Origin of the sequence: Mesorhizobium sp. M0408, from assembly GCF_040321495.1 — a bacterium.
In the GTDB taxonomy this organism is placed as follows: Bacteria; Pseudomonadota; Alphaproteobacteria; order Rhizobiales; family Rhizobiaceae; genus Mesorhizobium.
In genome coordinates, this window is the sequence record NZ_JAMYRO010000026.1 from 44,111 (window position 1) to 68,979 (window position 24,869).

General features: G+C 60.8%; 22 protein-coding genes and 2 pseudogenes. 19 read left to right on the forward strand and 5 right to left on the reverse strand.

What is annotated here, in order from left to right:
• Positions 1–72 precede the first annotated feature (72 nt).
• From NKI67_RS25700 to NKI67_RS25715, 4 genes and pseudogenes are all read left to right on the forward strand, one after another.
• Positions 73–723: an acyl-homoserine-lactone synthase gene (locus NKI67_RS25700; RefSeq protein ID WP_352480278.1), complete on the forward strand. Its 651-nt coding sequence runs from the start codon at positions 73–75 to the stop codon at positions 721–723.
• The gene (locus NKI67_RS25705; RefSeq protein ID WP_352480277.1) at positions 720–1,094 is read left to right on the forward strand and encodes a transcriptional regulator domain-containing protein; all 375 of its coding nucleotides are present in this window, start codon (positions 720–722) and stop codon (positions 1,092–1,094) included. Before NKI67_RS25700 ends, NKI67_RS25705 begins: the two co-directional genes overlap by 4 nt.
• Before the next feature lie 157 nt (positions 1,095–1,251).
• On the forward strand, positions 1,252–1,563 hold the full coding sequence (locus NKI67_RS25710) for a DUF2285 domain-containing protein (RefSeq protein ID WP_245274808.1): 312 nt from the start codon (positions 1,252–1,254) through the stop codon (positions 1,561–1,563).
• A 467-nt stretch (positions 1,564–2,030) separates the two neighbouring features.
• Positions 2,031–2,195 (forward strand): annotated as a pseudogene (locus tag NKI67_RS25715) (LysR family transcriptional regulator); the annotation flags it as partial.
• Here the strand turns inward: NKI67_RS25715 and NKI67_RS25720 are convergent.
• Complete coding sequence (locus NKI67_RS25720; protein WP_352480275.1) at positions 2,182–3,387, reverse strand: beta-ketoacyl-[acyl-carrier-protein] synthase family protein; 1,206 nt, start codon at positions 3,385–3,387, stop codon at positions 2,182–2,184. The pseudogene NKI67_RS25715 and the gene NKI67_RS25720 sit on opposite strands and share 14 nt — an antisense overlap.
• Complete coding sequence (locus tag NKI67_RS25725) at positions 3,388–3,663, reverse strand: acyl carrier protein (RefSeq protein ID WP_023679611.1); 276 nt, start codon at positions 3,661–3,663, stop codon at positions 3,388–3,390.
• A gap of 772 nt (positions 3,664–4,435) precedes the next feature.
• Here NKI67_RS25725 and NKI67_RS25730 point away from each other — a divergent pair.
• A pseudogene (locus NKI67_RS25730) lies at positions 4,436–5,735 on the forward strand (IS1380 family transposase).
• 134 nt (positions 5,736–5,869) lie between these two features.
• On the opposite strand, the gene NKI67_RS25735 reads toward NKI67_RS25730, so the two are convergent.
• Positions 5,870–6,277, reverse strand: a complete 408-nt coding sequence (locus NKI67_RS25735; RefSeq protein WP_352647514.1) for a hypothetical protein — start codon at positions 6,275–6,277, stop codon at positions 5,870–5,872.
• 336 nt (positions 6,278–6,613) lie between these two features.
• Here NKI67_RS25735 and glmS point away from each other — a divergent pair, with 336 nt between their 5' ends.
• Complete coding sequence (gene glmS, locus NKI67_RS25740) at positions 6,614–8,437, forward strand: glutamine--fructose-6-phosphate transaminase (isomerizing) (RefSeq protein ID WP_352480273.1); 1,824 nt, start codon at positions 6,614–6,616, stop codon at positions 8,435–8,437.
• A 718-nt stretch (positions 8,438–9,155) separates the two neighbouring features.
• Entirely contained in the window at positions 9,156–9,410 is a 255-nt protein-coding gene (locus NKI67_RS25745; protein ID WP_031212627.1) for a helix-turn-helix domain-containing protein, read from the forward strand.
• A 1,138-nt stretch (positions 9,411–10,548) separates the two neighbouring features.
• Here the strand turns inward: NKI67_RS25745 and NKI67_RS25750 are convergent.
• Positions 10,549–10,938, reverse strand: a complete 390-nt coding sequence (locus NKI67_RS25750) for a hypothetical protein (RefSeq protein ID WP_023679620.1) — start codon at positions 10,936–10,938, stop codon at positions 10,549–10,551.
• A 612-nt stretch (positions 10,939–11,550) separates the two neighbouring features.
• Between NKI67_RS25750 and queC the strand changes: the two genes are divergently transcribed.
• Genes queC through queE form a run of 3 tightly spaced genes read left to right on the forward strand, consistent with a single transcriptional unit; the run spans position 11,551 to position 13,336 of the window.
• Entirely contained in the window at positions 11,551–12,249 is a 699-nt protein-coding gene (queC, locus tag NKI67_RS25755; protein ID WP_023679622.1) for a 7-cyano-7-deazaguanine synthase QueC, read from the forward strand.
• Positions 12,249–12,605, forward strand: a complete 357-nt coding sequence (gene queD, locus NKI67_RS25760) for a 6-carboxytetrahydropterin synthase QueD (RefSeq protein WP_023679623.1) — start codon at positions 12,249–12,251, stop codon at positions 12,603–12,605. The genes queC and queD overlap by 1 nt, the downstream gene beginning before the upstream one ends.
• Complete coding sequence (queE, locus tag NKI67_RS25765) at positions 12,602–13,336, forward strand: 7-carboxy-7-deazaguanine synthase QueE (RefSeq protein WP_352480271.1); 735 nt, start codon at positions 12,602–12,604, stop codon at positions 13,334–13,336. The genes queD and queE overlap by 4 nt, the downstream gene beginning before the upstream one ends.
• Positions 13,337–13,893: 557 nt before the next feature.
• Here the strand turns inward: queE and hemN are convergent.
• Positions 13,894–15,243, reverse strand: a complete 1,350-nt coding sequence (gene hemN / locus NKI67_RS25770; protein WP_352647517.1) for an oxygen-independent coproporphyrinogen III oxidase — start codon at positions 15,241–15,243, stop codon at positions 13,894–13,896.
• A 154-nt stretch (positions 15,244–15,397) separates the two neighbouring features.
• Between hemN and NKI67_RS25775 the strand changes: the two genes are divergently transcribed.
• From NKI67_RS25775 to ccoS, 9 genes are all read left to right on the forward strand, one after another.
• Entirely contained in the window at positions 15,398–16,144 is a 747-nt protein-coding gene (locus tag NKI67_RS25775; protein ID WP_352516160.1) for a Crp/Fnr family transcriptional regulator, read from the forward strand.
• Between the two features lie 603 nt (positions 16,145–16,747).
• Positions 16,748–18,379, forward strand: a complete 1,632-nt coding sequence (gene ccoN, locus NKI67_RS25780) for a cytochrome-c oxidase, cbb3-type subunit I (protein WP_352647519.1) — start codon at positions 16,748–16,750, stop codon at positions 18,377–18,379.
• Complete coding sequence (gene ccoO, locus NKI67_RS25785; RefSeq protein WP_352493086.1) at positions 18,370–19,101, forward strand: cytochrome-c oxidase, cbb3-type subunit II; 732 nt, start codon at positions 18,370–18,372, stop codon at positions 19,099–19,101. The genes ccoN and ccoO overlap by 10 nt, the downstream gene beginning before the upstream one ends.
• A gap of 11 nt (positions 19,102–19,112) precedes the next feature.
• Positions 19,113–19,262: a cbb3-type cytochrome c oxidase subunit 3 gene (locus NKI67_RS25790; protein WP_023679629.1), complete on the forward strand. Its 150-nt coding sequence runs from the start codon at positions 19,113–19,115 to the stop codon at positions 19,260–19,262.
• A gap of 2 nt (positions 19,263–19,264) precedes the next feature.
• Positions 19,265–20,128, forward strand: coding sequence for a cytochrome-c oxidase, cbb3-type subunit III (ccoP, locus tag NKI67_RS25795; RefSeq protein WP_352647521.1), 864 nt, complete (start codon positions 19,265–19,267; stop codon positions 20,126–20,128).
• 132 nt (positions 20,129–20,260) lie between these two features.
• Positions 20,261–21,820 (forward strand): cytochrome c oxidase accessory protein CcoG, encoded by a 1,560-nt coding sequence (gene ccoG / locus NKI67_RS25800; protein ID WP_352647522.1) that lies wholly within the window; start codon positions 20,261–20,263, stop codon positions 21,818–21,820.
• Positions 21,817–22,314, forward strand: a complete 498-nt coding sequence (locus NKI67_RS25805; protein ID WP_352474118.1) for a FixH family protein — start codon at positions 21,817–21,819, stop codon at positions 22,312–22,314. Before ccoG ends, NKI67_RS25805 begins: the two co-directional genes overlap by 4 nt.
• The gene (locus tag NKI67_RS25810) at positions 22,311–24,599 is read left to right on the forward strand and encodes a cation-translocating P-type ATPase (RefSeq protein ID WP_352647524.1); all 2,289 of its coding nucleotides are present in this window, start codon (positions 22,311–22,313) and stop codon (positions 24,597–24,599) included. The genes NKI67_RS25805 and NKI67_RS25810 overlap by 4 nt, the downstream gene beginning before the upstream one ends.
• Positions 24,596–24,748, forward strand: coding sequence for a cbb3-type cytochrome oxidase assembly protein CcoS (gene ccoS, locus NKI67_RS25815; RefSeq protein WP_023679633.1), 153 nt, complete (start codon positions 24,596–24,598; stop codon positions 24,746–24,748). The genes NKI67_RS25810 and ccoS overlap by 4 nt, the downstream gene beginning before the upstream one ends.
• Positions 24,749–24,869 lie beyond the last annotated feature (121 nt).

The window sequence follows — 24,869 nt, forward strand, 5'->3', positions numbered from 1 at the left end:
AAACCTCTACAGGCTGCATCGTTGCCAGCTTTGCCCTTCGATGGCGGGAACACATCCCGCACGGAGGCGACCATGATGCAGCTGATAACACCAGACCTTTACAACGAGTTCGCAAGCGAGCTCAAAGAGATGCACGGGCTCAGGTTTCGGGTGTTCAAGGAAAGGCTCGATTGGGAAGTTGATACCGAAGACCAGATGGAAACAGACCCGTTTGATGGTCTGAAGCCTGTCTATCTGCTCCTCAGGGGATCCGACTGGCGAATTCGCGGTTGCGTGCGTCTTTTGCCCAGCACCGGACCCACAATGTTGCGCGACACGTTCCCGGTGCTGCTGGGTGCTGACGTCATGCCCTCGACTGCCGACATATGGGAGAGCAGTCGTTTCGCGCTCGATCTCCCTCCGTCGGCGCCCAAGGCAGCGGGCGGGCTGGCCCAGGCAACCTACGAGCTCTTCGCGGGCATGATCGAGTTCGGCTTGGCCAAGGATCTGACCCGGATAGTAACGGTGACGGATACGCGCATGGAACGGATCCTTCGCCTCGCGACGTGGCCATTGTCGCGCATCGGACAACCCAAGTCCGTCGGCAAAACGGAGGCGGTGGCCGGGTTTCTCGAGATTTCCCGCGCGAGCCTTTTGCGCATCCGCAGCAGGGGACGTCTGAGCGGACCGGTACTGTGGCAACCGGTTCTAGGCCCGTCGGCATTGTGGACACCTGAGCCGTGAAGGATGCTGGTCTGCCCAAGGAAGCGACGGTCGGTCTTGAATGCTGGCCGGACTGGCGTCGTCACGAAGCTTACCACTACGCCAGACGATTGCCGCGCACTGCCTGGGCCTGGGAGTTTCTTCGGCGCAATCCACAATTCCAGCGCGACCACGCCAAAATGGCACCGTCCGCCTGCATTGTCGGAGCCCAGGCCGACATGAAGATAATCGAGTTGACGACAGGATCATCTTTCCTAAGACAATGGAGCCTCCTTTTTCGCGGACGCGCCACAGTCGGACGCTACGTCGGCAAGGGTTTTTTGGGATCCGCGCGACTGCGCCCGTATCCTACGAGCGGCCGCGGAGCCGGTTGGGCTCGACCGCGATTTTGAACCGCTTGATCTTTCTTCGCTCTCATGCTGCAAGGACATCCTGCTGACACCTGCCGGCGTGCAGCACGTGCTGCTGAGGGAGGACTGCCGGAGTCTGCAGATCGCCCTTTCCGGTGCATCCGTTCTCCGCCCGTTGCGGCTATATGTCGACGCGATCGTGCAGCCGCAGCACCTGAAGTTCCATGTCGCTGCCCTTCAGTTCCTGAACGACATCAATGGTTGCGGCCGCCTGGCAGCTGCTTGCTTTCCGCCGGAGCCCCGCGGAGCGCGTCTGCGTCTCGTGCTCCAGGCTTTGGATGGCTCGCTTGCGGGAGCATCTCATCAGGAGATCGCCATTGCCCTGTTCGGGAGACGCCGTGTCGAAGAAGATTGGTCTCATCCAGGTAGCCATCTTCGCGATCAGGTGCGTCGCGCCATCCAACGTGGCCGCTACCTGATGGGCGGCGGCTATAGACAATTCCTGATGTAATTCCGCTGACAGCTTAGTGATTGTCTTATTCGAAAACGCGCAGGCATCAATCTCCATTTCTCACTGCTATTGTGCCTTATACAAAACGTGACACGCGCCTAGCTAGCTGAACCCTTCTAACCCTATCGGAGAGGGCGCCGCGCGGACTGGCTCGGCCACATAACCACCGACGGGAGTTCCCCACCGTGGCTCCGCCCCCGGCGCTGTGCCGCACGTTGGTTCGAGACCGCTATGATGGTGAAACCTCTCGCCCGATGGTCCACAAGAAGGGGCCATCTCATGCACGATCTCGGCCATGACCACCGGTGGCTTCTTGCCGGCAGCACTCAGGCGACTATAACGGGCGCAGAGCCGACCCTGCGGCTTCCAGACATTCGTGTACAGCTTCAGACCCTCAAGCCGAGCCCGCAGGGCCTCGCTTACCTTTTACGGGGCGGCGGTACGTCCAAGCCGCTTCAACAGTTAAGAATTTCGCAAAGACGATACCCCCGGATCGTCGAGCTTCCGCTGCCACTTCCCGCATTCGCCGAGGCGGTCAATGACCCGCCCTTCACAATAGTTATCCGGCAAGCATCTGGATGCGAGAGATAATGTTGCCGGAGGCATCTCTCATGGCTTCTACACCTGCCTGAACGCCAGAACCGCGTTCGTGCCGCCAAAGGCGAAGGAGTTGCTCAGTGCCACGCGCACCTTGCGCTCGCGTGCCACATTGGGCGTGACGTCGAGATCGCAATCGGGGTCCAGCTCACGATAATTGGCAGTCGGCGGCACGACGCTCTCGCGGATAGCCATCACGCAGGCGATCAACTCGAGCGCGCCGGACGCGCCGAGGCAATGCGCGTGCATGGACTTGGTAGAAGAGATGGACATTGAGAAGGCGTGCTGACCGAAGACGCGCTTGATCGCCGCCGTCTCGATCTGGTCGTTGGCCTTGGTGCCGGTGCCGTGCGCGTTGAGATAGTCGACATCCTCGGCGTCCAGCCTGGCATCGGCAAGGCAGGCCCGCATTGCTGCCTCCGGCCCCTCGACAGTCGGCGCGACGATGTCGGACGCATCGGCGGAAAGGCCGGCACCGGCAATTTCGGCAAGGATGGTGGCGCCCCGAGCCAGGGCATGCTCGTAGCTTTCCAGCACCGCCATGCCGGCGCCTTCACCAAGCGACAGGCCCTGGCGATCGGCCGAGAATGGCCGGCAAGTATCGGGCGAAAGCACGCGGATCGCTTCCCATGCCTTCAGCACACCCCATATGAGCGGCGCTTCGCTGCCGCCGGCAAGCATCACGTCGGCCCGGCCGAGCCTGATCTGGTCCACCGCGCAGGCAATCGCATGGTTTGCCGAGGAACAGGCGGACGTGACGCCGAAGACCGGCCCGCGCAGGCCGAGACTCATGCTGACCTGGCCGGCAGCGGCACCCGGCATCGCCTTGGGTACAGTCAAGAGAGCGGCACGCTTACCGCCCAGAAGGATGGCGCGGTAGGTTTGCTCGATCGCATCCCACCCGCAGCCGCCAACGCCCACCGTCGCACCGAAGCGATAGCTATTTCCCTCTTTGGAGGAAAGTCCGGCCTGACGCATGGCTTCGCGCGCCGCAAGCACAGCGAGCAGGCTGAAGCGGTCCATGGAGATGAGTTGCTTGCCGTCGATGTCATGCTCCGGCAGCGCCTTGATCTCGGCACCGATCCTGACCCTCAATTCATGGAGCTCGGAGTTGACGATTGGGCCGATGGCGGAGCAGCCTTCTCGCATCTCTCTCCAAATGGCGGCGGCGTTGGTCCCAAGCCCGCAAATCCCGCCAATCCCAGTAATCACGACGCGCCTGTCCATTCACACCCCCTTAGCGAGCAAGCTGCGCACGGCTTCCACCATGTCCCCAACATTCTGGAGATCCGACCATGCCTCGGCCGTATTCATCTCGATCTCGATGCCGTAGGCCTGCTCCAGGTCCCAGAGAACGTCCGCCAATCCCAGTGAATCGATACCGAGCGAAGTCAGTCCCGTGGCAGCCGTTATCTCGCCGCCCGTGGCAGGCGCTATGCCGCCCTCCGACGCGGCGCGCTTCTTGATCATGGCGATTATTTCGTTGGCGAGTTGATCTGCCATCTTGTTCCTTTCCAGCTTGCGTTTTCGGCGTCGTTCAAAACCCGAGTCGCGTCGCGTTGCCAAAATTGCCCCTCATAGAGCCTGTGCGACCGACCAAGCCCAATGCCCATAGGAACCGGACGAGTTCCGGCTTCTGCGGCGTCAGCCCGATGAGGAAGAAAAGTCGCCGGCCTCCCGCTTTTGCGCCAGCACATCAAGAATCTGCGTGTAAATGGATAGGAACCGTCGTCAAACGTCAGCTAAACGCTGCGACGGTGGGTGCTGTCAGCGTATTCACTCGGCACCTCATATGTAATCGAGATGTTTCATAGCTCCGGACCATTGCGATCAACTATTGTACCGGTCCACCATTCGTCGGAGAGTTCGACATGATCGGAGCGCTGCCTCTCATTCCCAGTACAATCTCCACCGCACGCGACAGATTTCCTCTTTCGGGCTCTTCTCAAGGGACTCGCCACGCGATAGAGGCAGTGATCGGCGCACGTTAGGTCCTGCCAAGTCCATGCGACATTCCGGAAAATTGGTAAAATCGTTTGTTCCAATCAAATGCATCCACGCTATGGATAGCTAAGACATGCGTTTCAAGGGCTCGATCTGAATCTTCTCGTCGTTCTCGACGCGCTGCTGAGCGAGCGCGGCCTCACGGCGGCGGCACGCCGCATCAACCTAACCAAATTCATGGGGGTTGGTGGATGTGGCGCAAGCCGTTGAAATGACGTAGGATTTGGTTGCTTAAGCCGATCCGAACCATTTCCCGGAGACCACACCTACCATGAACGATCTTGCGCTGCCGCTGAGCGGTTTGTCATCAGTCGGCGGCAAGTCCGTCGTCGCCCGTTTCGACGGCGGCATGCTGTCGTCCAACAGCGGCGTTCTGGCCTTGGCCGAGGTGGAAAAGCGGTTGCGGGTGGCCGAGCGTCTGGCGCGTTGCATCGACGATCCGCGCTGCCCGGACCAGGTCGTCTACAGCCTGGCGGACATGATCGGCTTTCGACGCCAACCGGCTGCGCCGCGATCCGGTCTTCAAGATGGCCCAGGATGCGCTGCCGTCGGGTCGGGATCTGGCGTCGCAATCGACGCTGTGCCGGCTGGAGAACCTACCCGGCGTGCGGGAGCTGGTCGCGATGGGACGGGCGATGGTCGATCTCTATTGCGCCTCGTTCCGGCAGGTGCCGAAGCGGATCGTACTCGACATTGACGATACCTTCGACGCTGTGCACGGAGGCCAACAGCTTCGCCTGTTCAATGCCCACCATGACGAGTACGGCTTCCAGCCGATCGTCGTGTTCGATGGTGCGGGACGGTTCGTCAGCGCGATCCTGCGACCGGCCAAGCGGCCGAGTGGGGCTGAGATCCGCCCCCACCTGCGCCGTCTGGTGCGGGCGATCCGGATCAACTGGCCGAACATTCGAATCCTGCTCCGCGGCGATAGCCATTATTGCAACCCGCAGGTCATCGACTGGTGCCGCGCCAACGACGTCGACTTCATCTTTGGCCTCGCGCCCACCACGACCCTGCGCAAGCATGTCGCGGATCTGGAGGCCAGCACGACGGCGCGCTTCGAAGCGTCGGCCAAGACAGGCAAGGTCCGCAGGTTCAAGGAGTTCTTTGACGGCGCCGCCAGCTGGAGCCGCGTCGAGCGCATCATCGCCCGCGTCGAGGTCAGTGCCCAAGGTACTGACACCCGCTTCATCGTCACCAATCTGGCCGGTGGCAAGGCCAAGGCGCTCTACGCGGACCTTTACTGCCGGCGCGGAGCGGCCGAGAACCACATCAAATCGTGGAAGACGCATCTCGCCGCCGACCGCACATCCTGCACCAGAGCCACAGCCAACCAGTTCCGGCTTCTGCATGCCGGCGCCTACTGGATGATGTGGAGCCTGCGCGCCGCGATGCCGAAGCGTTCCAGCTTTGCCGTCGCCCAATTCGACACGCTGCGTTTGCGCCTCATCAAGATCGCCGCGCGGGTGGTCGAGATGAAGACGCAAATCCGCTTGCACCTGCCGACATTCTGCCCCGACCAGCGCATCCTGCGCATCGTCCTCGATCGCATCCCCCAACTCGCGACATAACGATGGGGCGCTGACGCCCCGAAACGAACCCGTCGACCGCAACCTGCAAACCCCCGCCTGCCATCACAACGGAGCAATCCCGGCGCCTGACGAGGCGCGTGGAAAAGCACCGCAACGACGACCACAACGTCGCTTCAGGCCGTCAAAAGCTTATCGCCGTGCATCAAGGCGGCTAGTTCTTCCGCTGCGGGAATCGGGTTTGAGTAAGACGGACGAAGCACTGAGAACCAACGCTTTCGTGATAGTGCATTCATGCCCCGAGAACTCCTGTTGACCGTTACGAACCCCAAGAAAGCCGGCGTTGAGTGAAACGGTCGCTGAACGTGCTCTGTGGCGTGCGCCGCCTGACTCTCGGTTTCGGCCATGCCGACTAACAGCGTATTGATAGGCCATCGCGGGCTAAGCTCTACCGGCGAAAGCCGCGTCAACAGCGGCAGGCAATCAGAAACTGGATCGGCGGCGACGATGATTATGATCAACGTGACGAACACGTGAATCATGCCGACGGCGCCGACGCTGCCGATGATGATGATGCCGATCATGCGTCGCTGATGCTGCCTAACTACAGTGCTTGTGATCATGCCGATCACCGCGTGATCACGAGCGGCGGCGCTTCGTGTCAGGTGCGTAGCCGGGATGGTCGCGCATGGCCGATTGTTCCTTCGTGCCGCGGGGTGTGGGCTTGCTTTCGATCATGAGGGCGTCAGGCGCAACGAGAAGTTTAGATCAGGGGCTCATCCATGGGCTGGATGATAGTTATCCCTACAATCAATTGTACCAATATTACCGAATACTACTACAAGATCCCCAATGAAAGCGGCCGGATGGGTATCCGTCTCGCGTGGGCTGAAGCTGCCGGCAACAATGGGAAGACGAACATGTGCGGGATTGTTGGCATCGTTGGGCAACAGCCGGTGTCGGATCGGTTGGTCGACGCATTGAAGCGTTTGGAATATCGCGGCTATGATTCCGCCGGCGTTGCGACGATCACCGAAGGTGCCTTGCACCGCCGGCGCGCCGAGGGCAAGCTCGTCAATCTCGAGAGGAGACTGAAGGAAGAGCCGCTGAGCGGCAACATCGGCATCGGCCATACGCGTTGGGCAACCCATGGGGCCTCGACGGAACGCAATGCGCACCCGCACTTTACCGACGGTGTCGCCGTCGTCCATAACGGGATCATCGAGAATTTCACCGAGCTGAAGGAGGAATTGGCGGCGGCTGGCGCCGAGTTCCAGACCGACACCGACACCGAGGTCGTCGCGCATCTCTTGGCAAGACACCGCCGGGAGGGCATGAGGCGGCAAGAGGCGATGCGTGCCATGCTGAAACGCGTCAGGGGCGCCTATGCGCTTGCCGTCCTCTTCGAAGATGATCCGTCGACCATCATGGCGGCGCGCAACGGACCACCGCTGGCGATCGGTCACGGCGACGGCGAGATGTTCCTGGGCTCCGACGCGATCGCGCTCGCTCCCTTCACCAATGAAATTACCTATCTCATCGAGGGCGACTGGGCCGTTGTCGGCAATTCGGGCGCCCATATCTTCGATTTCGACGGCCACCCCGTCGAGCGTCCGCGCCATACCTCCACGGCCGCGGCCGATCTGGCCAGCAAGGGCAATCATCGCCACTTCATGGAGAAGGAAATCTGCGAGCAGCCCGAAGTCATCGCTCATGCTCTCCGTCACTATAGCAACATCATAGAGAATCGCGCCGACATGGTTTCTGGCATCGATTTCGCCAGGATCCCGAGCTTGGCGATCTCGGCCTGCGGGACCGCCTATCTCGCCGGACTGATCGGAAAATACTGGTTCGAGCGCTACGCGCGCCTGACGGTTGAAATCGACGTTGCGTCCGAATTCCGTTACCGCGAGATCCCGTTGTCGCCGCAGTCGGCGGCTCTTTTCATTTCGCAGTCCGGCGAAACCGCCGATACGCTCGCATCGTTGAGGTACTGCAAGGAGCGTGGGCTGAAAATTGGCGCTATCGTCAATGCCTGCGAATCGACCATCGCTCGGGAGGCCGATGCGGTCTTCCCGATCCTTGCCGGACCGGAGATCGGCGTCGCCTCCACCAAGGCGTTTACCTGCCAGCTTGCCGTTCTAGCCGCACTCGCCATCGGCGCCGCCAGAGCCCGCGGGACCGTAACCGAAGACGAGCTGCAGGCGCTCGTCAGGAGCCTCGCCGAAGTGCCGCGCGTCATGGGCCAGGTACTCAACAGCATCCAGCCGGAGATCGAGTTCCTGTCGCGCGAACTGTCAAAGTGTCGTGACGTCCTGTATCTCGGCCGTGGCACCAGTTTCCCGCTAGCGATGGAAGGTGCGCTGAAGCTCAAGGAGATTTCCTACATCCATGCCGAGGGCTATGCGGCGGGTGAATTGAAGCACGGTCCGATCGCATTGATAGACGACAACATGCCAGTGATCGTCATCGCGCCCCATGATCGCTTTTTCGACAAGACCGTCTCCAACATGCAGGAAGTGGCTGCCCGTGGAGGGCGGATTATCCTCATCACCGATGAAAAAGGGGCAGCCGCATCGAAACTCGACACTATGCACACGCTCGTGCTGCCGGCTGTCGACGAGATTATCGCGCCGATGATCTTCTCGCTGCCGATACAGCTTCTTGCCTACCACACGGCGCTCTTCATGGGCACAGATGTAGACCAGCCGCGCAATCTCGCAAAATCGGTCACGGTCGAATGATTGCGAACCTTTATAGGTGGCGATGCTCGTCCATCGAAAGCGCTACCCCCTGTCTGGATCCGAAGCCCGGATGAACCAGATGACCATTGCTGCAATTTCGGGAAACTCGCCGTCGCCGCATCATGACAATCGCCATCCTTTTTTCGGCCGGTCGGGCGATTGCACAGGGCAGCCGGATCGAGCTTGCTCAAGCCGACGTCAGCACAAAAGCGCGCGGCCCTTTCGGCTGTTTCCTCGGGCGCCCCATCCTTTCGGTCTCCGAACAAGCATCGGCGGCTTAAAAAATTTCGTTAACAGCGGTGATCGATGTGTGATTCAAGCACAAGCGCGTCTTTCGCTGCATCGGCGGTGGAAATTGGTCGAAGGTATCAGCGTCCGCGAGGCTGGGTGGACGGTGCCGCGAATAGCCACTGGAGGCGTCAGGGGGAGTTCGAGTTGCTGTTCAAGAAGCCATCGGCGAGAGTGAGTCGTGTAGGATCGCAGGTCGAATGCGCTACAGCCGATCAGGCCATCTCAGGGTGGGCAGGTTCTTAGAACTTGATCAGAAGCAGGTGAGCCGCCATATTCCGACCCGGCTGCCAATTTCAAGTGGCCCATTCCATGGATGAGGCCGGTCCGGCCGAATGGACGTCCATTTTTTTGATTTGCTGGGTGTGCGCCAGGGTCGGGGAGGAAATCTCCCGATTTGTCAGGCGCTCCCATCTTCTTGGAGATGTTTATGAAGGATTCGCGCATTCCCGAGCCAGTCTTGACGGCTATGTCGCAGGGGACCCACATCATCCGCGCTTATCGTGAGCACCTTGGGTATTCAATCGAGGACCTCGCGGTGGCGTGCGGGCTTGCCGCTGAGGAAATCCAAAACATCGAGCGGGGTGTGAGGTACAACAAGGGCTATCGGGATCGGATAGCAAGATCGCTGTCCATACCTGTGGGAATTCTTGAGGCAGAGGCGGACATATCGGACGCCGCCTGATCAGTCGGATAATCTGCAATGGGTGGAAGACCGCTCTTGTGATGTGAAGTTTGCGGCTGATAGTCGTCGCTTGATTCCGTTGGACGCGAATGCCTTCTGGCGCAGTACCGCCAAGAGAATTCTCGTCCACTGTCCGATGGAACTGCACACGGGCTCGCCGAACACGAAGTTGGAACGCTTCGTCATGCTGTCTTAGGCGATATAGCCGCCCGGAGTGCTGCGACACGTGCACGATAGCATCGGCTCGCGACGATGGATTGCTAACAGCGAACTCATGCTGGTCGGCAAGGCGATACTGGCTGGAGCATCAACTCGGCCGACGAGAGTGGCCCCCCATCCTAGACTAGGCAGGATCGGCCGACATGGCCGGCATCGCGCGCCGCTCTGAAAAGAGCACAGCGGGCATCCAGACGCTGCCGGGTTGACTATGGGTGTCGGAACAGCAAAAAGGGGCCGCTCTTCATGAGTGGCGTGCGCCGGCAGTCTAACCCCAAGCCCCCCCGCCAGGCTGCCGGCGCGCTTCTAGGAACATCGAGGTAGGGCACTACGCTTCCTTGTCCGACTACGCCTCGATCAGATCCCGAGCAGCCAGCTAGTGTCCGACCGTCGCTTGCGCCTCTGCCCGCTGAGCCTTGTGCTTCCTCCAGCGAGTCAAGCCGATCACCATGGGTGTCGCCAGTTCTGGTGCTCACCCATGTGCCATTTGCGATCTCGTGTCGGTGAGAGCACCGCAAGCACCTCCCCTGCTACGGCAAGGCGGCTTGCGTCGCCCGTGTTGTTACTATTCTTCGCTGTGATCGGAGTTTTTTCGTGGCTTCGGAATCGGGACATTCGGCTTTGCAAAAAAATAGGCCGTCGTGGTCGATCGTCACGCCCCCGAGTTCGGCGGCACGATGGAATGACAACGGCAGCGCAAGCTCCATTTGCGCGAGGGGCTCGTCCCTTCAAATACTTGATGCATTTGCGCTTTGCGTCCTCCGTGCATGTTGCTCGATGCCAGGCGGAGACCTCTGTCTAAACGATCGCGCATCGATGCAACGCCCGCGCGTTGATCGCCATCATCGCGGCGATCGCTTTGCCGCGACCGCCGCGGCAGCGATGCGCATGCAAAAATTCACAGATGCATTCTAGCCAAATGCTAGCTGCCCAGCAAATGTCCGGCATTTCGCAAGGCCCCTAGGAAGAGACTGGCATGGCCGTTGGCATCGATCTTGGCCTGCATCGACAGGGGCATGCTGTGCCAGTTCTCCAAGGGCGTAGTGAAATGTGAGAACGTACCGTTGACGATGCACTGGTGGGTAACAAGACCCTGTCTGTCCAACGCCAGCACGCCGATCTGGTCGCCCTGATATCGGATGGCTGCGACCCGCTGGACCTCCGCGTCACCGTCGACCCGCACGTCGAAAAGCAGGATGCCGCGGCTCCTGGTGGCTACCTCGGCGGCCTTTTCAGCGAAGCTTAAGGAGAGCGAGCGGACGCTTTCGACCGCCAGCCGTAAAACCATCAAATCCAGTTCATCCACTGCCATAAGGTACCTGCGCGCAACACATGGGTGATAGCAATCGACCACACCGCTTGTTCACAGATGTCGGCTCACGACCGATCATTCAGGGTTTGCCGGTCAGTCCATTGACCGAGGGCGTGCTCCGGTTCGAACCGATCCTGAAGCGGAATGCGCTGGATCTACGGAACCCGAGGAGCAGGCCAGCCAAAGTTGCCGCGACAATTGATGTCGTGATCATTCCAGACATCTGCATCGGCGTCGCTGAACATCCCACTGGTAAGTCCGTTCTCTTGCGGCAAGCCCATCCTCGGGCCGTCTTGTACCTGAAACCCTCGCGGTGGCGTCCCTCGAAACTCGGGACCGCCGGGCGCTTGATCGTCGAGAACTTTGTTTACGAAGGTCCGGACCTCCTGCAGAGCATATTCCGGTGCGCTCGCCTTTGAGCATTCCGCTGAAGCGTGACGTTTCGCTAGTCCGTGTTCCTTGCAGGCTCACCGCGAGGGCGCCTTGCACACAGCGGCACGTCAGCGCATGAAACTCGTCCCCCGTTCACTTCACAAAATGGATTTCCTGAAGTACTGGGAGCGCAGAGAAATCTCCGGTCGCAGCCTACCCGGTTAAAACAAGGACCCAACAATGAAGACTCTCGTCGTCTGCTCCGGCGGATTGGACTCCGTCACCCTTGCTCACAAGGTGGCAGCGGAGCACGAACTCGCCGGCCTCTTATCTTTCGATTACGGCCAACGGCATAGGAAGGAATTGGGCTTCGCCGCCCTTTGTGCGGAGCGACTGAGCGTCCCGCACCGCATCATCGACATCCACGAGATCGGCGGCGGCCTTTCCGGCTCCGCGCTGACCGATAATGTGGACGTGCCCGACGGGCACTACGCCGAAGACACGATGAAGGTCACGGTGGTGCCGAACCGGAACGCCATCATGTTGGCCATTGCCTTCGGCTTCGCCGCAGCGCACGACGCTGACGCGGTGGCGACGGCCGTGCATGGTGGGGATCATTTCATTTATCCCGACTGCCGTCCGGCCTTCATCGACGCTTTCCAGATGATGCAGGACCACGCGCTCGACGGCTACGCGAAGATTCGCATTTATGCACCCTATGTGAATCTCACGAAGGCGGACATTGTTAGGAATGGAGCAGCATACGGCACGCCATTTGCGCAGACCTGGTCCTGCTACAAGGGCGCCGAGCGTCACTGCGGGAGGTGCGGGACCTGTGTCGAGCGGCGCGAGGCGTTTCATCTCTCTGGGCAGCCGGACCCCACCGACTACGAGGACTCCGACTTCTGGCTCGATGCGCTGCGAAGGAGGACCGCGTAATGTTCCGCATCACCAAGGAATTCCACTTCTCAGCCTCGCATCAGCTCACCTCGTTGCCACCCGATCACCAATGCGCGCGCCTGCACGGGCATAACTACATCGTTGAAGTGGAGCTTTCAGCGAATGGACTGAACGAGAACGGCTTCGTGCGCGACTATCACGATTTGGCGCCATTCAAACGCTACATCGACGAGAGCTTCGACCACCGACATCTCAACGACGTGCTGGGACATGAGCAAGTCACGGCGGAATATCTGGCCAGACATTTTTATGAATGGTGCAAGGCACGCCTGCCCGAAACCTCGGCCGTGCGGGTGAGCGAAACGCCGAAAACCTGGGCGGAATACCGGCCATGACCGATACGCATCCCGCAATCCGCGTGAGTGAGATTTTCGGGCCGACGATCCAGGGCGAGGGCGTGCTCATCGGTTTGCCGACGGTCTTCGTCAGAACCGGCGGGTGTGACTATCGCTGTTCCTGGTGCGACAGCCTGCATGCGGTGGACAATCAATTCCGCCATGAATGGGAGATGATGTCCATTGCCGCGGTGTGGCAAAACGTGCTTGCGCTTTCCGGTGGCCGCCCGCTGATGGTATCGCTGTCAGGCGGCAATCCGGCCATCCAGCCGCTCGGCGCGCTCATCGAGCGAGGCCATGGTGAAGGTTACCGTTTTGCGCTGGAGACCCAAGGTTCGGTGGCCAGGGACTGGTTTGCCGACCTTGACGTGCTAGTCCTCAGCCCAAAGCCGCCGTCAAGCCAAATGACGACCGATTGGGCCGCTTTCGAGGCCTGCCTTCAGGCGGCACAAGGCAGGCCGCAAGTCGTGCTCAAGCTCATTGTTTTCGACGAAAGGGACTACGCCTACGCGAAAGACGCCGCTGCGAGATTTCCGCGACTTCCGATCTATCTGCAACCCGGCAATCACACGCCGCCACGCCTCGCAAATGAAGACGCGCCTGTCGACCTTGACGGAATATTGAAGCGGATGGAGTGGCTGGTTGATAGCGTGACCCGCGACAGGTGGTTCGAAGCCCGTGTGCTGCCGCAGCTGCACGTTATGCTCTGGGCTAACAAGAGAGCCGTCTAGCCTAGGCCCGCTTTTCACTGAAACTGCGCCGGCGGATATTCGGGTGGACGGGTTGTCCCACGCTTGACGGCGCTGCCGGGGTGCTTGCGGACTTCTGCCACCGGCACCAAGAGCGTGGCCAGCCGCTTACGACTCGGATTGTTGCCGAGGCTCGGTTTCGACGGGCGTCCCTGGCGCGAACCAATCAAAGGGTTAGCGCGAGCCACGGGTGGATAGTATGGTGGTGCGATGCGGCGGCGCCTGCTGCAGCTGGCACGGTCCTTGCGTATTCTTGTTGCAAGGCCGAAGGGAGCTGTCGGCCGACAACCATGATCTGGCCAGGACGATTGTCGACTGCTTCCGATACAGAAAAGAGGCCGGACTCGACGTGGCGCTTCAGGGACTGCGAAATGGAATACGGCGCCGGAAGGCACGACCGGACGATATCGTCACTATGCCAAGACGCGTCTGGTCCGCTCCGAATCCTGTTTCGACACGACGGTCGCCGATCAACAGTGAAAAACATAGCGCAATCGGTTCACGATCGACTGAGAACCATGACCGTTCCTCTGCGGTGCTCAGACTGCCGCTGAGTGCCTGGCCGTTCCACTTTCGAAATATTTGTCGAACTTTGCCGCGATGCTCCTGACAAAGGGCCGGCTTTCCGCAGGCACGACGAAGCGGTCACCATCAAGTTCAAGCAACCGCGCAGGATCTTGGAGGGCCGTGGAACTCGCTCGGACGAGAAGTCTTTGGCCGGCTTTGCCAAAGCGCTCCACCAGTACGATCGCCGAGAAGCCGAAGTCACACATCAGCCGCTCGATGATCCAGCCGCGAACACGGTCGTCTTCGGAAAGCGCAATGCCACGGACCGCAGCCAGCCCACCGTTCTCGACCATGCGCCCATACTCGGCGGTCGAAGGCATGTTCTGTGCATAGCCCTGGCGAAACTGGCTGATGGATGACGGGCCAAGGGCGATCAAGGTCTCGCAGCGATCCTCGGTATAGCCCTGAAAGTTCCGGTGCAGTGTTCCGGCGCGGGCGGCAAGCGCGAGGGCATCGCCCGGTTTGGCGAAATGGTCGAGCCCGATTGCTTCGTATCCCTGGTCCACGATCGCCCGCGCCGCAAGTTGCGATTGAGCAAACCGCTCTGCCGGACCCGGCAGCCATGCCTCGTCGATCATCGTCTGATGTCTCTTGAACCACGGTACATGGGCGTAGCCAAAAAGCGCTATCCGATCTGGTTCCAGGGTTAATGCCTGCGCGACGGTGGAGGAGACACTCTCCCTGGTCTGGTGCGGCAAGCCGTAGAGCAAGTCCAGATTGACCGATTCGACGCCGCGCGAACGAACGCCGTCGACTACCGCTTTCGTCTGCAAAAAGCTCTGCTCGCGGTTAATTGCCTTTTGCACCTTCGGGTCAAAATCCTGGACGCCGAGGCTCGCACGGGTCATGCCGATTTCGGCGAGTGCGTCGAGGCGGGCATCGTCCATATCATTGGGTTCGATTTCGACGCCGATCTTGGCGCCGGGAAGAAAGGTGAAACTGTTGCGCAGGGCGGTTCCCAGCGCCACCAGATCCTCCGGTTTGAGCATCGTTGGCGAACCGCCGCCGAAATGGACGGCACGCACGCGGCCCTTGCCTGCGACGAGACTGGAGACGGTTGCGATCTCGGCATGCAGTGAGCGCAGATATGTGGTCACTGGTTCGTAGTGGCGTGTCTGCTTGGTGTGGCAAGCGCAGAACCAGCAAAGCTTGTCGCAATACGGGATGTGCAGATAGAGCGAGATCTCATCGCCATCGTTGAGCGCCTGCAGCCAGCCACGACAAATTGCAGCATCAATGCCTGTATGAAAATGCGGCGCTGTCGGATAACTGGTATAGCGCGGGACGTTCTCGCCAAGTCTGGCAGCTAGCTCCAGTCGCATGTCGTGGTCCACCGTGTTTGCGTCGCCGGAACTGTGGATGCTTGGATGAGCCTAAGCCCTGATTTCGATCAGCGTTCAGCACGGACAAACTGCCGCAAGGATTTTTCTACCGTCGATTGCTATCCTGCCCGCACTGGACCGGTAGAGCGATCGAATGACATTACGGCAGGACACTCACAGTTCCGGCATTCCCGTTCTTTGCCTGTCTTGCGAGGCACGGCACCGCGGTGTCTGTGGTGCGCTCGAACCAGACCATTTGGCTCAGCTCGCCAAGACGTCGTCGCGGCACAATATCGAGCCGGGGGTCGAACTGATCGGCGACGCCGAGGCGGTCGACTGTTATTCAAACGTGCTTTCAGGCGTGGTGAAGCTGACGAAGAGCCTTTCGGACGGCCGCCAGCAGATCGTCGGTCTCCAGTTCGCGCCGGATTTTCTGGGACGGCCCTTCAAGATGAAAAGCGCGATCAATGCGGAAGCGGCAACAGCTGTCTCGCTATGCTCGTTTCCGAGAGCGGCCATCGAACGGTTGATGAAGGAATCACCGGAATTTGTGCATCGCCTGTTCAAGCAGGCGCTGAACGAACTCGACGAGGCACGCGAATGGATGGTGACTCTGGGGCGCAAGACCGCACCGGAGAAGGTGGCGAGCTTTCTCCTCATGATCGCCCGGAACATCGATTCCAGTGTTGACCCGGCGGCTAGGTCGGCGTGCTTCGAGCTGCCGATGACGCGTGCCGACATCTCTGATTTCCTTGGAATTACAAACGAGACCGTGAGCCGTCAGCTGACCAGCCTGAGAATGGACGGCGTGATTCGGATCGAGAACAACCGTCGTGTCACCGTGGACAGCATGAGCCGGCTGGAACGGCGCTGCGGCGGCCGAGGCGCAACCGCCGTTTGAATGACACCGAAGCTGCATGGCCTACGTCACTTATTTCGTTCGGGGCAGGGCATGCTCGCGTTGGGCTTAGAAGAAGCCGCATAGCGACAGCCCGCTCTCCATCCGATCGCCTGAGCCAGGTGTGTTTCGGCCAACTCGTCGGCGAAGCATCCATCCTCGAGGTGCTCGACGTGCAACCGGCTGTTCCAGGCAGGATTGCACTCGGCCGAAGTCAATACGCTCATACGCAGGGGAAAATCGCCGTCTCCCCGAACCATGAATGTCACGAAGGCAGCGCAACGCTGGCGCTGCATGTCCCAAGGCATTGAAACGATCGACGTTCGGCAAGGCATCGGCCTACTTTCCAGCGTCACAGAAGGCGCGCTTCCCACACGCCCGCGATCGCCTCCATACCCGGCCAGACCGGGGACGCCGGGCCTGTCCATAAGCGTGGCGGCCGGTGCTGCGCTTCCACATTCGATCGCCACACTCTGATCGCACCGAACTCGATGCTGCTCGAAGCAAAATCGTGCGGCTCTGACATGGATCAGGGCGAGCAGGCCACGGCTGCGCAATAAGGCACTGCGGTTTGGCGCCCGCCGGAATTGGAAATCGGGGCTTGCGATGAAATTCGGCACAGAGATCGTCCTTCTAAGCCTGTTTGCGTTTGCGGCCCTGGTGGCTGCCGGCTTCGGCGTAGATGAACCTTTTCGCCGGCATATGTGGGTTTTGTTCTTCGCCGTGGCTGGCTTCACTGCGATTCTGTTGCGCAACACGGAGTTCAAGCCGGCAGTTCCGATCGACCCCGCCGCTTACATGGATGGGCCGATCCGCTACGGTGCCATCGCCACCGTATTCTGGGGCGTCGTCGGCATGCTGGTCGGCGTGGTCATCGCCCTGCAGCTCGCCTACCCCGATCTCAACATCCAGCCCTGGTTCAATTTCGGCCGACTGCGGCCTTTGCATACTTCCGGCGTGGTTTTTGCCTTCGGCGGCAATGCACTCATCTGCACGTCACTTTATGTCGTGCAGCGGACCTGCCGCGCGCGTCTGTTCGGCGGCGATCTCGGCTGGTTCGTGTTCTGGGGCTATCAGCTCTTCATCGTCATGGCGGCAACCGGCTACCTGCTCGGCATCACCGAGAGCCGCGAATACGCCGAGCCCGAATGGTATGTGGACCTGTGGCTGACCATTGTCTGGGTCGCCTATCTCATCCTGTTCCTCGGCACGATCCTGAAGCGCAAGGAACCGCACATCTATGTCGCCAACTGGTTCTACCTTGCCTTCATCGTCACCATCGCAATGCTGCATGTGATCAACAACCTGTCGATGCCGGTCTCCTTCCTGGGCTCCAAGAGCTATTCAGCCTTCTCCGGCGTACAGGACGCCCTGATGCAATGGTGGTACGGCCACAATGCCGTCGGCTTCTTCCTCACCGCCGGCTTCCTCGGGATGATGTATTATTTCGTGCCCAAGCAAGCCAACCGACCGGTCTATTCCTACCGGCTGTCGATCATCCACTTCTGGGCTTTGATCTTTCTCTACATCTGGGCCGGTCCGCACCACCTCCACTACACCGCCCTGCCGGACTGGGCCCAGACGCTCGGCATGGTGTTCTCAATCATGCTCTGGATGCCCTCGTGGGGCGGCATGATAAACGGCCTGATGACGCTCTCGGGCGCCTGGGACAAGCTGCGCACCGACCCGATCATCCGTATGATGGTGATGGCCATCGCCTTCTACGGGATGTCGACCTTCGAAGGCCCGATGATGTCAATCAAGGCCGTCAACTCGCTCTCGCACTACACCGACTGGACCATCGGTCACGTCCATTCGGGCGCGCTCGGCTGGGTTGGCATGATCTCGTTCGGCGCGATTTATTTCATGGTCCCGAAGTTATGGAATCGCGACCGGCTTTATTCGCTGCGGCTCGTCAACTGGCACTTCTGGCTGGCGACGCTTGGGATCGTCGTTTACGCCGCGGTGATGTGGGTCTCCGGCGTCATGCAGGGCCTGATGTGGCGCGAATACAACGAGCAGGGCTTCCTGGTCTACTCCTTCGCCGAAACCGTCGCCGCCATGCATCCCTACTACATCATGCGTGCCATCGGCGGCGCGATGTATCTGTCGGGCGCCCTCATCATGGCCTGGAACATCGCCATGACCATCCTCGGCTACCAGCGCGAGGAGGATCCGATGCCGCGCTCCATCCCCGCCCTCCAGCCTGTGCGATCAGGAGCCAGAAAATGGGCCTGATGGACAGACACGCGGTCATCGAGAAGAACGCCACACTTCTTCTCCTCGGGTCCCTGCTGGTCGTAACAATCGGCGGTATCGTCGAGATCGCGCCGCTCTTCTATCTCGACAACACCATCGAGAAGGTGGAAGGCATGCGGCCCTATTCGCCGCTCGAGCTCGCCGGGCGCAACATCTATGTACGTGAGGGCTGTTACCTCTGCCACAGCCAGATGATAAGGCCGTTCCGCGACGAGGTCGAGCGCTACGGCCACTATAGCCTGGCGGCCGAGTCGATGTACGACCACCCGTTCCAGTGGGGCTCGAAGCGCACCGGGCCGGATCTCGCCCGGGTCGGCGACCGCTACTCGAACGGATGGCACGTCCAGCATCTCACCGAGCCGCGTTCGGTGGTGCCGGAATCGATCATGCCGAGCTACGCGTTCCTGAAGGACATGCCCATCGAGGTGAAGGATTTCTCGACGCATCTGATCGCCAACAGCCGTGTCGGTGTGCCCTATTCAGACGACATGATCGCTCATGCCAATGCCGATCTCATGGCGCAGGCCGATGCGAATGCCGACACATCGGGCCTGGAGAGACGCTATCCGAAAGCCAAGGTTGGGGACTTCGACGGCGATCCGCAGCAGGTCACCGAAATGGATGCGCTGGTCGCCTATCTCCAGATGCTCGGCACGCTGGTCGATTTCAGGACCTATGACGAAGCCGCCGGTTACCGCTGAGGAGAATGGCGATGACCTACAATTTCATGCGGGAATTTGCCGACAGCTGGGGCCTGCTTGCCATGGCGCTTTTCTTCCTCGGATGCGTTGCCTTTGCACTTCGTCCCGGCAGCCGAAGGCAAGCCGAGAGAGCCGCTCACATTCCTCTCAAGGACGACTGATCATGGGCAGCGAGCATATCGACGAGGTTTCGGGTATCTCGACGACCGGCCATGAGTGGGACGGCATCAAGGAACTCAACAACCCGCTTCCGCGCTGGTGGGTCATCACCTTCTACATCACCATTGCCTGGGCGATCGGCTACACCGTCGTCTATCCGGCATGGCCGATGCTGACTTCCGCGACCAGGGGTGTGCTGGGGTATTCGAGCCGCAGAGACGTCAAGAATGAACTGGCCGCGGCCGAAGTGGCCAAGGGTAAATTTGTGAATGCCATTCAGGCGAAGACCGTCTCCGAGATTACTGCCGACGATACGCTACGCGAATTCGCCGTCGCAGCAGGTGGCGCCGCGTTCAAGGTCAATTGCGTGCAGTGCCATGGCTCGGGCGCTCAAGGGTCCAAGGGTTTTCCCAACCTAAACGACGACGATTGGCTGTGGGGTGGCAACGCCGAACAGATCCAGCAGACGATTGCGCACGGCATCCGCTTCGCATCAGACCCGGATACGCGCCTGTCGGAAATGCCTGCTTTTGGCGACATCATCACGACGGATCAGATCAAGCAGGTCGGCGCCTATGTCGCAAGCCTCTCCGATCCTGTTCAGGACACAAGCCTGATCGAACTCGGCGCCAATGTTTTCGCCGAGAATTGTGCGGCCTGTCATGGTGAGAATGCAAAGGGCAACAGGGAGCTCGGCGCACCCGACCTGACCGACGCGATCTGGCTTTACGGGTCTGGCGAAACAGCCATCGCCGCGCAGGTCCGCGCCCCGAGGCATGGCGTCATGCCGGCCTGGATCGGGCGTCTCGGCGAGATCAAGGTCAAGGAACTCGCGGTCTATGTCCATTCGCTTGGCGGCGGAGAATAGGAACGCAAGCCTATTCTCGTCCTCCCCCCAACCGCCAAGCGACGAGGCCCGGCGCGAGCCGGGCCTCGGCATCATCCAGAAACCGATGGGTCGGGCTTCCGGCGAAATCGTCGCTGGTGACTGGAGCTTCTCGTGCTCGATAACACGCAAATAGAACGGCTCGAAGCCGATGCGGTCAACTCCGCCAAGACCCGTCAGCCGCTCTATGCCGGACGCAAGAAGATCTTCCCGAACCGGGCTTCTGGCAGTTTCCGCCGCTTCAAGTGGTCGGTGATGGCAATCACGCTGGGGATCTACTACCTGACCCCCTGGCTGCGGTGGGATCGCGGGCCATTTGCCCCTGACCAGGCCGTGCTGGTCGATCTTGCCAACCGCCGCTTCTACTTCTTCTTCATCGAGATATGGCCGCAGGAATTCTACTACGTCGCCGGCCTGCTGGTCATGGCCGGTGTCGGCCTTTTCCTGATCACGTCGACTGTCGGTCGTGCCTGGTGCGGCTATACATGCCCGCAGACCGTGTGGGTCGATCTGTTCCTGGTCGTCGAGCGGGCCATCGAGGGCGACCGCAATGCGCGCATCAAGCTCGACGCCGGTCCCTGGACCAGCCGCAAACTCGTGCTGCGAACATCGAAACACGCCATTTGGCTGGTCATAGGGGTGCTGACCGGCGGCGCCTGGATTTTCTATTTCGCCGATGCGCCGATGCTGCTTGGGGAACTCTTCACCGGCACCGCCGCCCCCGTCGCCTACATCACCGTCGCCGTGCTGACGGCGACGACCTATACGTTCGGCGGGCTGATGCGCGAGCAGGTCTGCACCTACATGTGCCCATGGCCGCGCATCCAGGCGGCCATGCTCGACGAGAATTCCCTCACCGTCACCTATAATGACTGGCGCGGCGAACCGCGCTCGCGTCACGCCAAGAGGGTCCTTGCCGCCGGGCAGCCCGTCGGCGACTGCGTCGACTGCAATGCCTGTGTCGCGGTGTGCCCGATGGGGATCGACATTCGTGATGGCCAGCAGCTTGAATGCATCACCTGCGCGCTCTGCATCGATACCTGTGACGGTATCATGGACAAGCTCGGCAGGGAGCGCGGACTGATTTCCTATGCGACGCTGGCCGACTACAACGCCAATGTGATGCTGGCGACCCCGGGCGGCTCCGGTTCAGTCAACCCGTCACTGGTCAGGAGCGCTGACGGCCTGTTCTCCGACAAGGTGGCCCGTTTCCATATTCGCAAGATCTTTCGCCCGCGCACCTTCATCTACATGGGCGTCTGGTCGGCGGTCGGTCTCGCGCTGCTCTATTCGCTGCTGACCCGCGAACGGCTCGAATTGAATGTCCTGCACGATCGCAACCCGCAGTTCGTGACGCTGTCCGACGGTTCGATCCGCAACGGCTACACCGTCAAGCTGCTCAACATGATCCCCGAACCAAGAACGATCATTGTCACGATGCAGGGCCTGCATGGAGCCGAAATAAGCGTTGTCGGCATCGACCTGCCGGCGGATCGCTCCTTCGCCGTCCCGGTCGAACCCGACCGGCTGAAGATGCTCAAGGTTTTCGTGCGTCAGCCGGCAGATCAGGTTCGGGGTGCAGCGCAAAGCTTCAAGTTCCGGGTCGAAAACAAGGCAACGTTCGAGTCGGACGAATATACGGCCACTTTCAACGCACCGGAGAGCGCCAGATGAGCGACACCTCGCGACAATCCCGCGAATTCACCGGCAGGCATATGCTGTTCACCATCCTTGGCTTCTTCGGCGTGGTCATAGCGGTCAATCTGACGATGGCGACGCTCGCCAACACGAGCTGGACCGGCCTTGTCGTCGAAAACACCTATGTGGCGAGCCAGCAATTCAACAAAAAGGCCGAGCAAGGGCGAGCTCAGGCGGCCCTCGGCTGGACTGGCAAACTGACCATCGCAGGCGGTGAGGTCCGCTACAGCCTCACCGATGCTGTCGGCAAGCCGGTTGCCTTGCATGGCGTCAAGGTGCTGTTCCGTCATCCCGCCTACGAGGCCGAGGACAAATCCGTCACTCTTGAGGCTGCCTCCGGTCAGATATTCGCCGCGCACCACACGCCCAAGGATGGCCTCTGGATCGTCGAAATCGACGCCGATGCGAGCCTTGCGGAACCCTATCGCGACGTTCGCCGGATCATGATTTCCCACGGGGCGCTGCAATGAGCTGCTGCGCGCCAGGCGCCCAAATGGCATTGGACCTGGAAAAGGTCACACTGGTCCTGCCTTCTGGCCAGGAAATCAGACTGGCGAGCCGCTCGATTGGCGAAAATCTTCGCCAGACCGACCTCTCGGTGCCGGCTGTGCATTGTGCCGCCTGCATCCAGACGATCGAGACGGCGATCGGCAAGCTAGATCGCGTCGAAGGCGCTCGTGTCAATCTTTCGACGAAACGTGTTTCGGTCCGGTGGCGCGGCGAGGAGGTTCCGCCATTCGTCGCCACACTTGGACGGCTGGGCTATGGCGCGCACCTGTTCGATCCCGAGGCTGACGGGAAGGACAAGACGCTCTCGGAACTGATCCGCGCCGTCGCGGTCGCCGGCTTTGCGGCGGGCAACATCATGCTGCTATCAGTCTCCGTCTGGTCCGGCGCGCAAGGCGCGACCCGCGACCTGTTCCATTGGGTCTCGGCCTTGATTGCCATTCCTGTGCTCGCTTTCGCCGGCGGCATCTATTTTCGCTCGGCCTGGAATGCGCTACGCCACAGCCGCATGAACATGGACGTGCCGATCGCGGTCGGGGTATCGCTCGCTTACGCCATGAGCCTCTACGAGACGATCAACCATGGCGACCATGCTTATTTCGACGCGTCGGTGTCGCTGCTGTTCTTTCTGCTGATCGGCCGCACGCTGGATCACGTGATGCGGGAACGAGCACGGACGGCCGTAAACGGACTGGCTCGGCTGGCGGCGCGCGGCGCCATGGTGCTGCGCGAGGATGGTTCGCGCGACTACTTGCCGGTTGGCGAGATCGAACCAGGAATGGAGCTCTTGATCGCGGCCGGCGAGAGGATGCCCATCGACGGCAGGATCATTGGCGGGGCGTCGGATCTCGACTGTTCCCTGGTTTCCGGGGAAAGCACGCCCAGAACGGTGGGCCCGGGGGCGCAGGTCCAGGCCGGTACACTCAATCTCACCGGTCCGCTGACCATCGAGGCGACGGACGCCGCGAAGGATTCATTCCTGGCCGAAATGGTTCGGCTGATGGAAGCGGCAGAGGGCGGCCGCGCCCGCCATCGCAGGATCGCCGATCGCGTCTCCGCGCTCTATGCCCCCGTGGTCCACCTCACCGCCTTTGTGACGTTCCTCGGCTGGATGGCGGCGACCGGCGACTGGCACCGGGCAATAACAATCGCGATCGCCGTTTTGATCATTACATGCCCGTGTGCGCTCGGTCTCGCCGTGCCGATCGTGCAGGTGGTCGCTGCGCGGCGGCTGTTTGAAAGCGGCGTCATGGTCAGGGACGGCTCCGCCATGGAGCGCCTGGCGGGGATCGACACGGCATTGTTCGACAAAACCGGCACGCTTACGCTCGGACTGCCCAGGCTGATCAATGCGCCGTCCATCGATCCGACGATGCTCGCCATGGCGGCCGAGATGGCAGCGCATTCCCGCCATCCCTTTTCGAAGGCAATCGCTGGCAATGCAGCCTTTGCCGGCCAGCCGAAACTCGCGTCCGTCAGCGAGCATCCGGGCTTCGGCATCGAAGCCATCGCCGAGGGCAGTACCTGGCGGCTGGGTCGCCGCGGATGGGGTGAGTGGAAAGCCCGCACCGTCGGCGAAGGCAAACAAGGCTATGGCGGAACCGTTTTGACGAAGGACGGGGTCATTGTCGCGACTTTCGATTTCGAGGATGAGCTGCGTGCCGATGCCAAGGCGGCCATCGAGCAACTGAACGGCGCCGGCGTGTCGGTGGAGATGCTGTCGGGCGACACAGAAGCTGCCTGCGGCGAAGTCGCGGAAGCACTGGGCGTCGAGCGCTTCGTTCCCGCGTTGCTTCCCTCCGGGAAGGTCGAACACGTCGAAGCATTGACGCGAACTGGCCACAAGGTGCTGATGGTCGGCGATGGGCTCAACGACACGCCTGCATTGGGCGCCGCACACGTTTCGATAGCTCCGGCCACGGCGGCGGATATCGGTCGCAACGCCGCGGATTTCGTGTTCCTGCGTAAAAGTCTTCTGGCGGTCCCACTTGCTTTAGACATTTCGCGGAAGGCCGGACGGCTGATCCGGCAGAACATCGCCATCGCGATCGTTTACAATGGCATCGCCGTGCCGGTCGCCATTCTGGGGCACGTTACGCCACTGATCGCGGCGGTCGCGATGTCCGCCTCGTCCCTCCTGGTCATCGGCAATGCGCTACGCCTGCAAGGTTTCGTGTCAAATGCATCGGTGCAAGATGCCCGACATGACAGGCGCTCCGACATTGGCGCACTGGCACAATCCTCATGACGACGCTCGCCTACCTCATACCTGTGGCCCTGTTCCTCGGAGCGCTTGGGCTGGCGGGGTTCCTGTGGGCCTTGAGGAGCGGCCAATATGAAGATCTCGATGGCGCCGCCGAGCGGATCCTGATCGACCGCGACGAGCCACGCAGTTGACCCAGCCTGCCCTGCGAGGACTCGCTCGAATATTTTCCGCGGTTGCTTCGCGTCATGCCGATTTCGGCGCGCGACGGGTGCGAACGGATCAGCCAGAATACGTTGCCGAACTTTCGGCCAG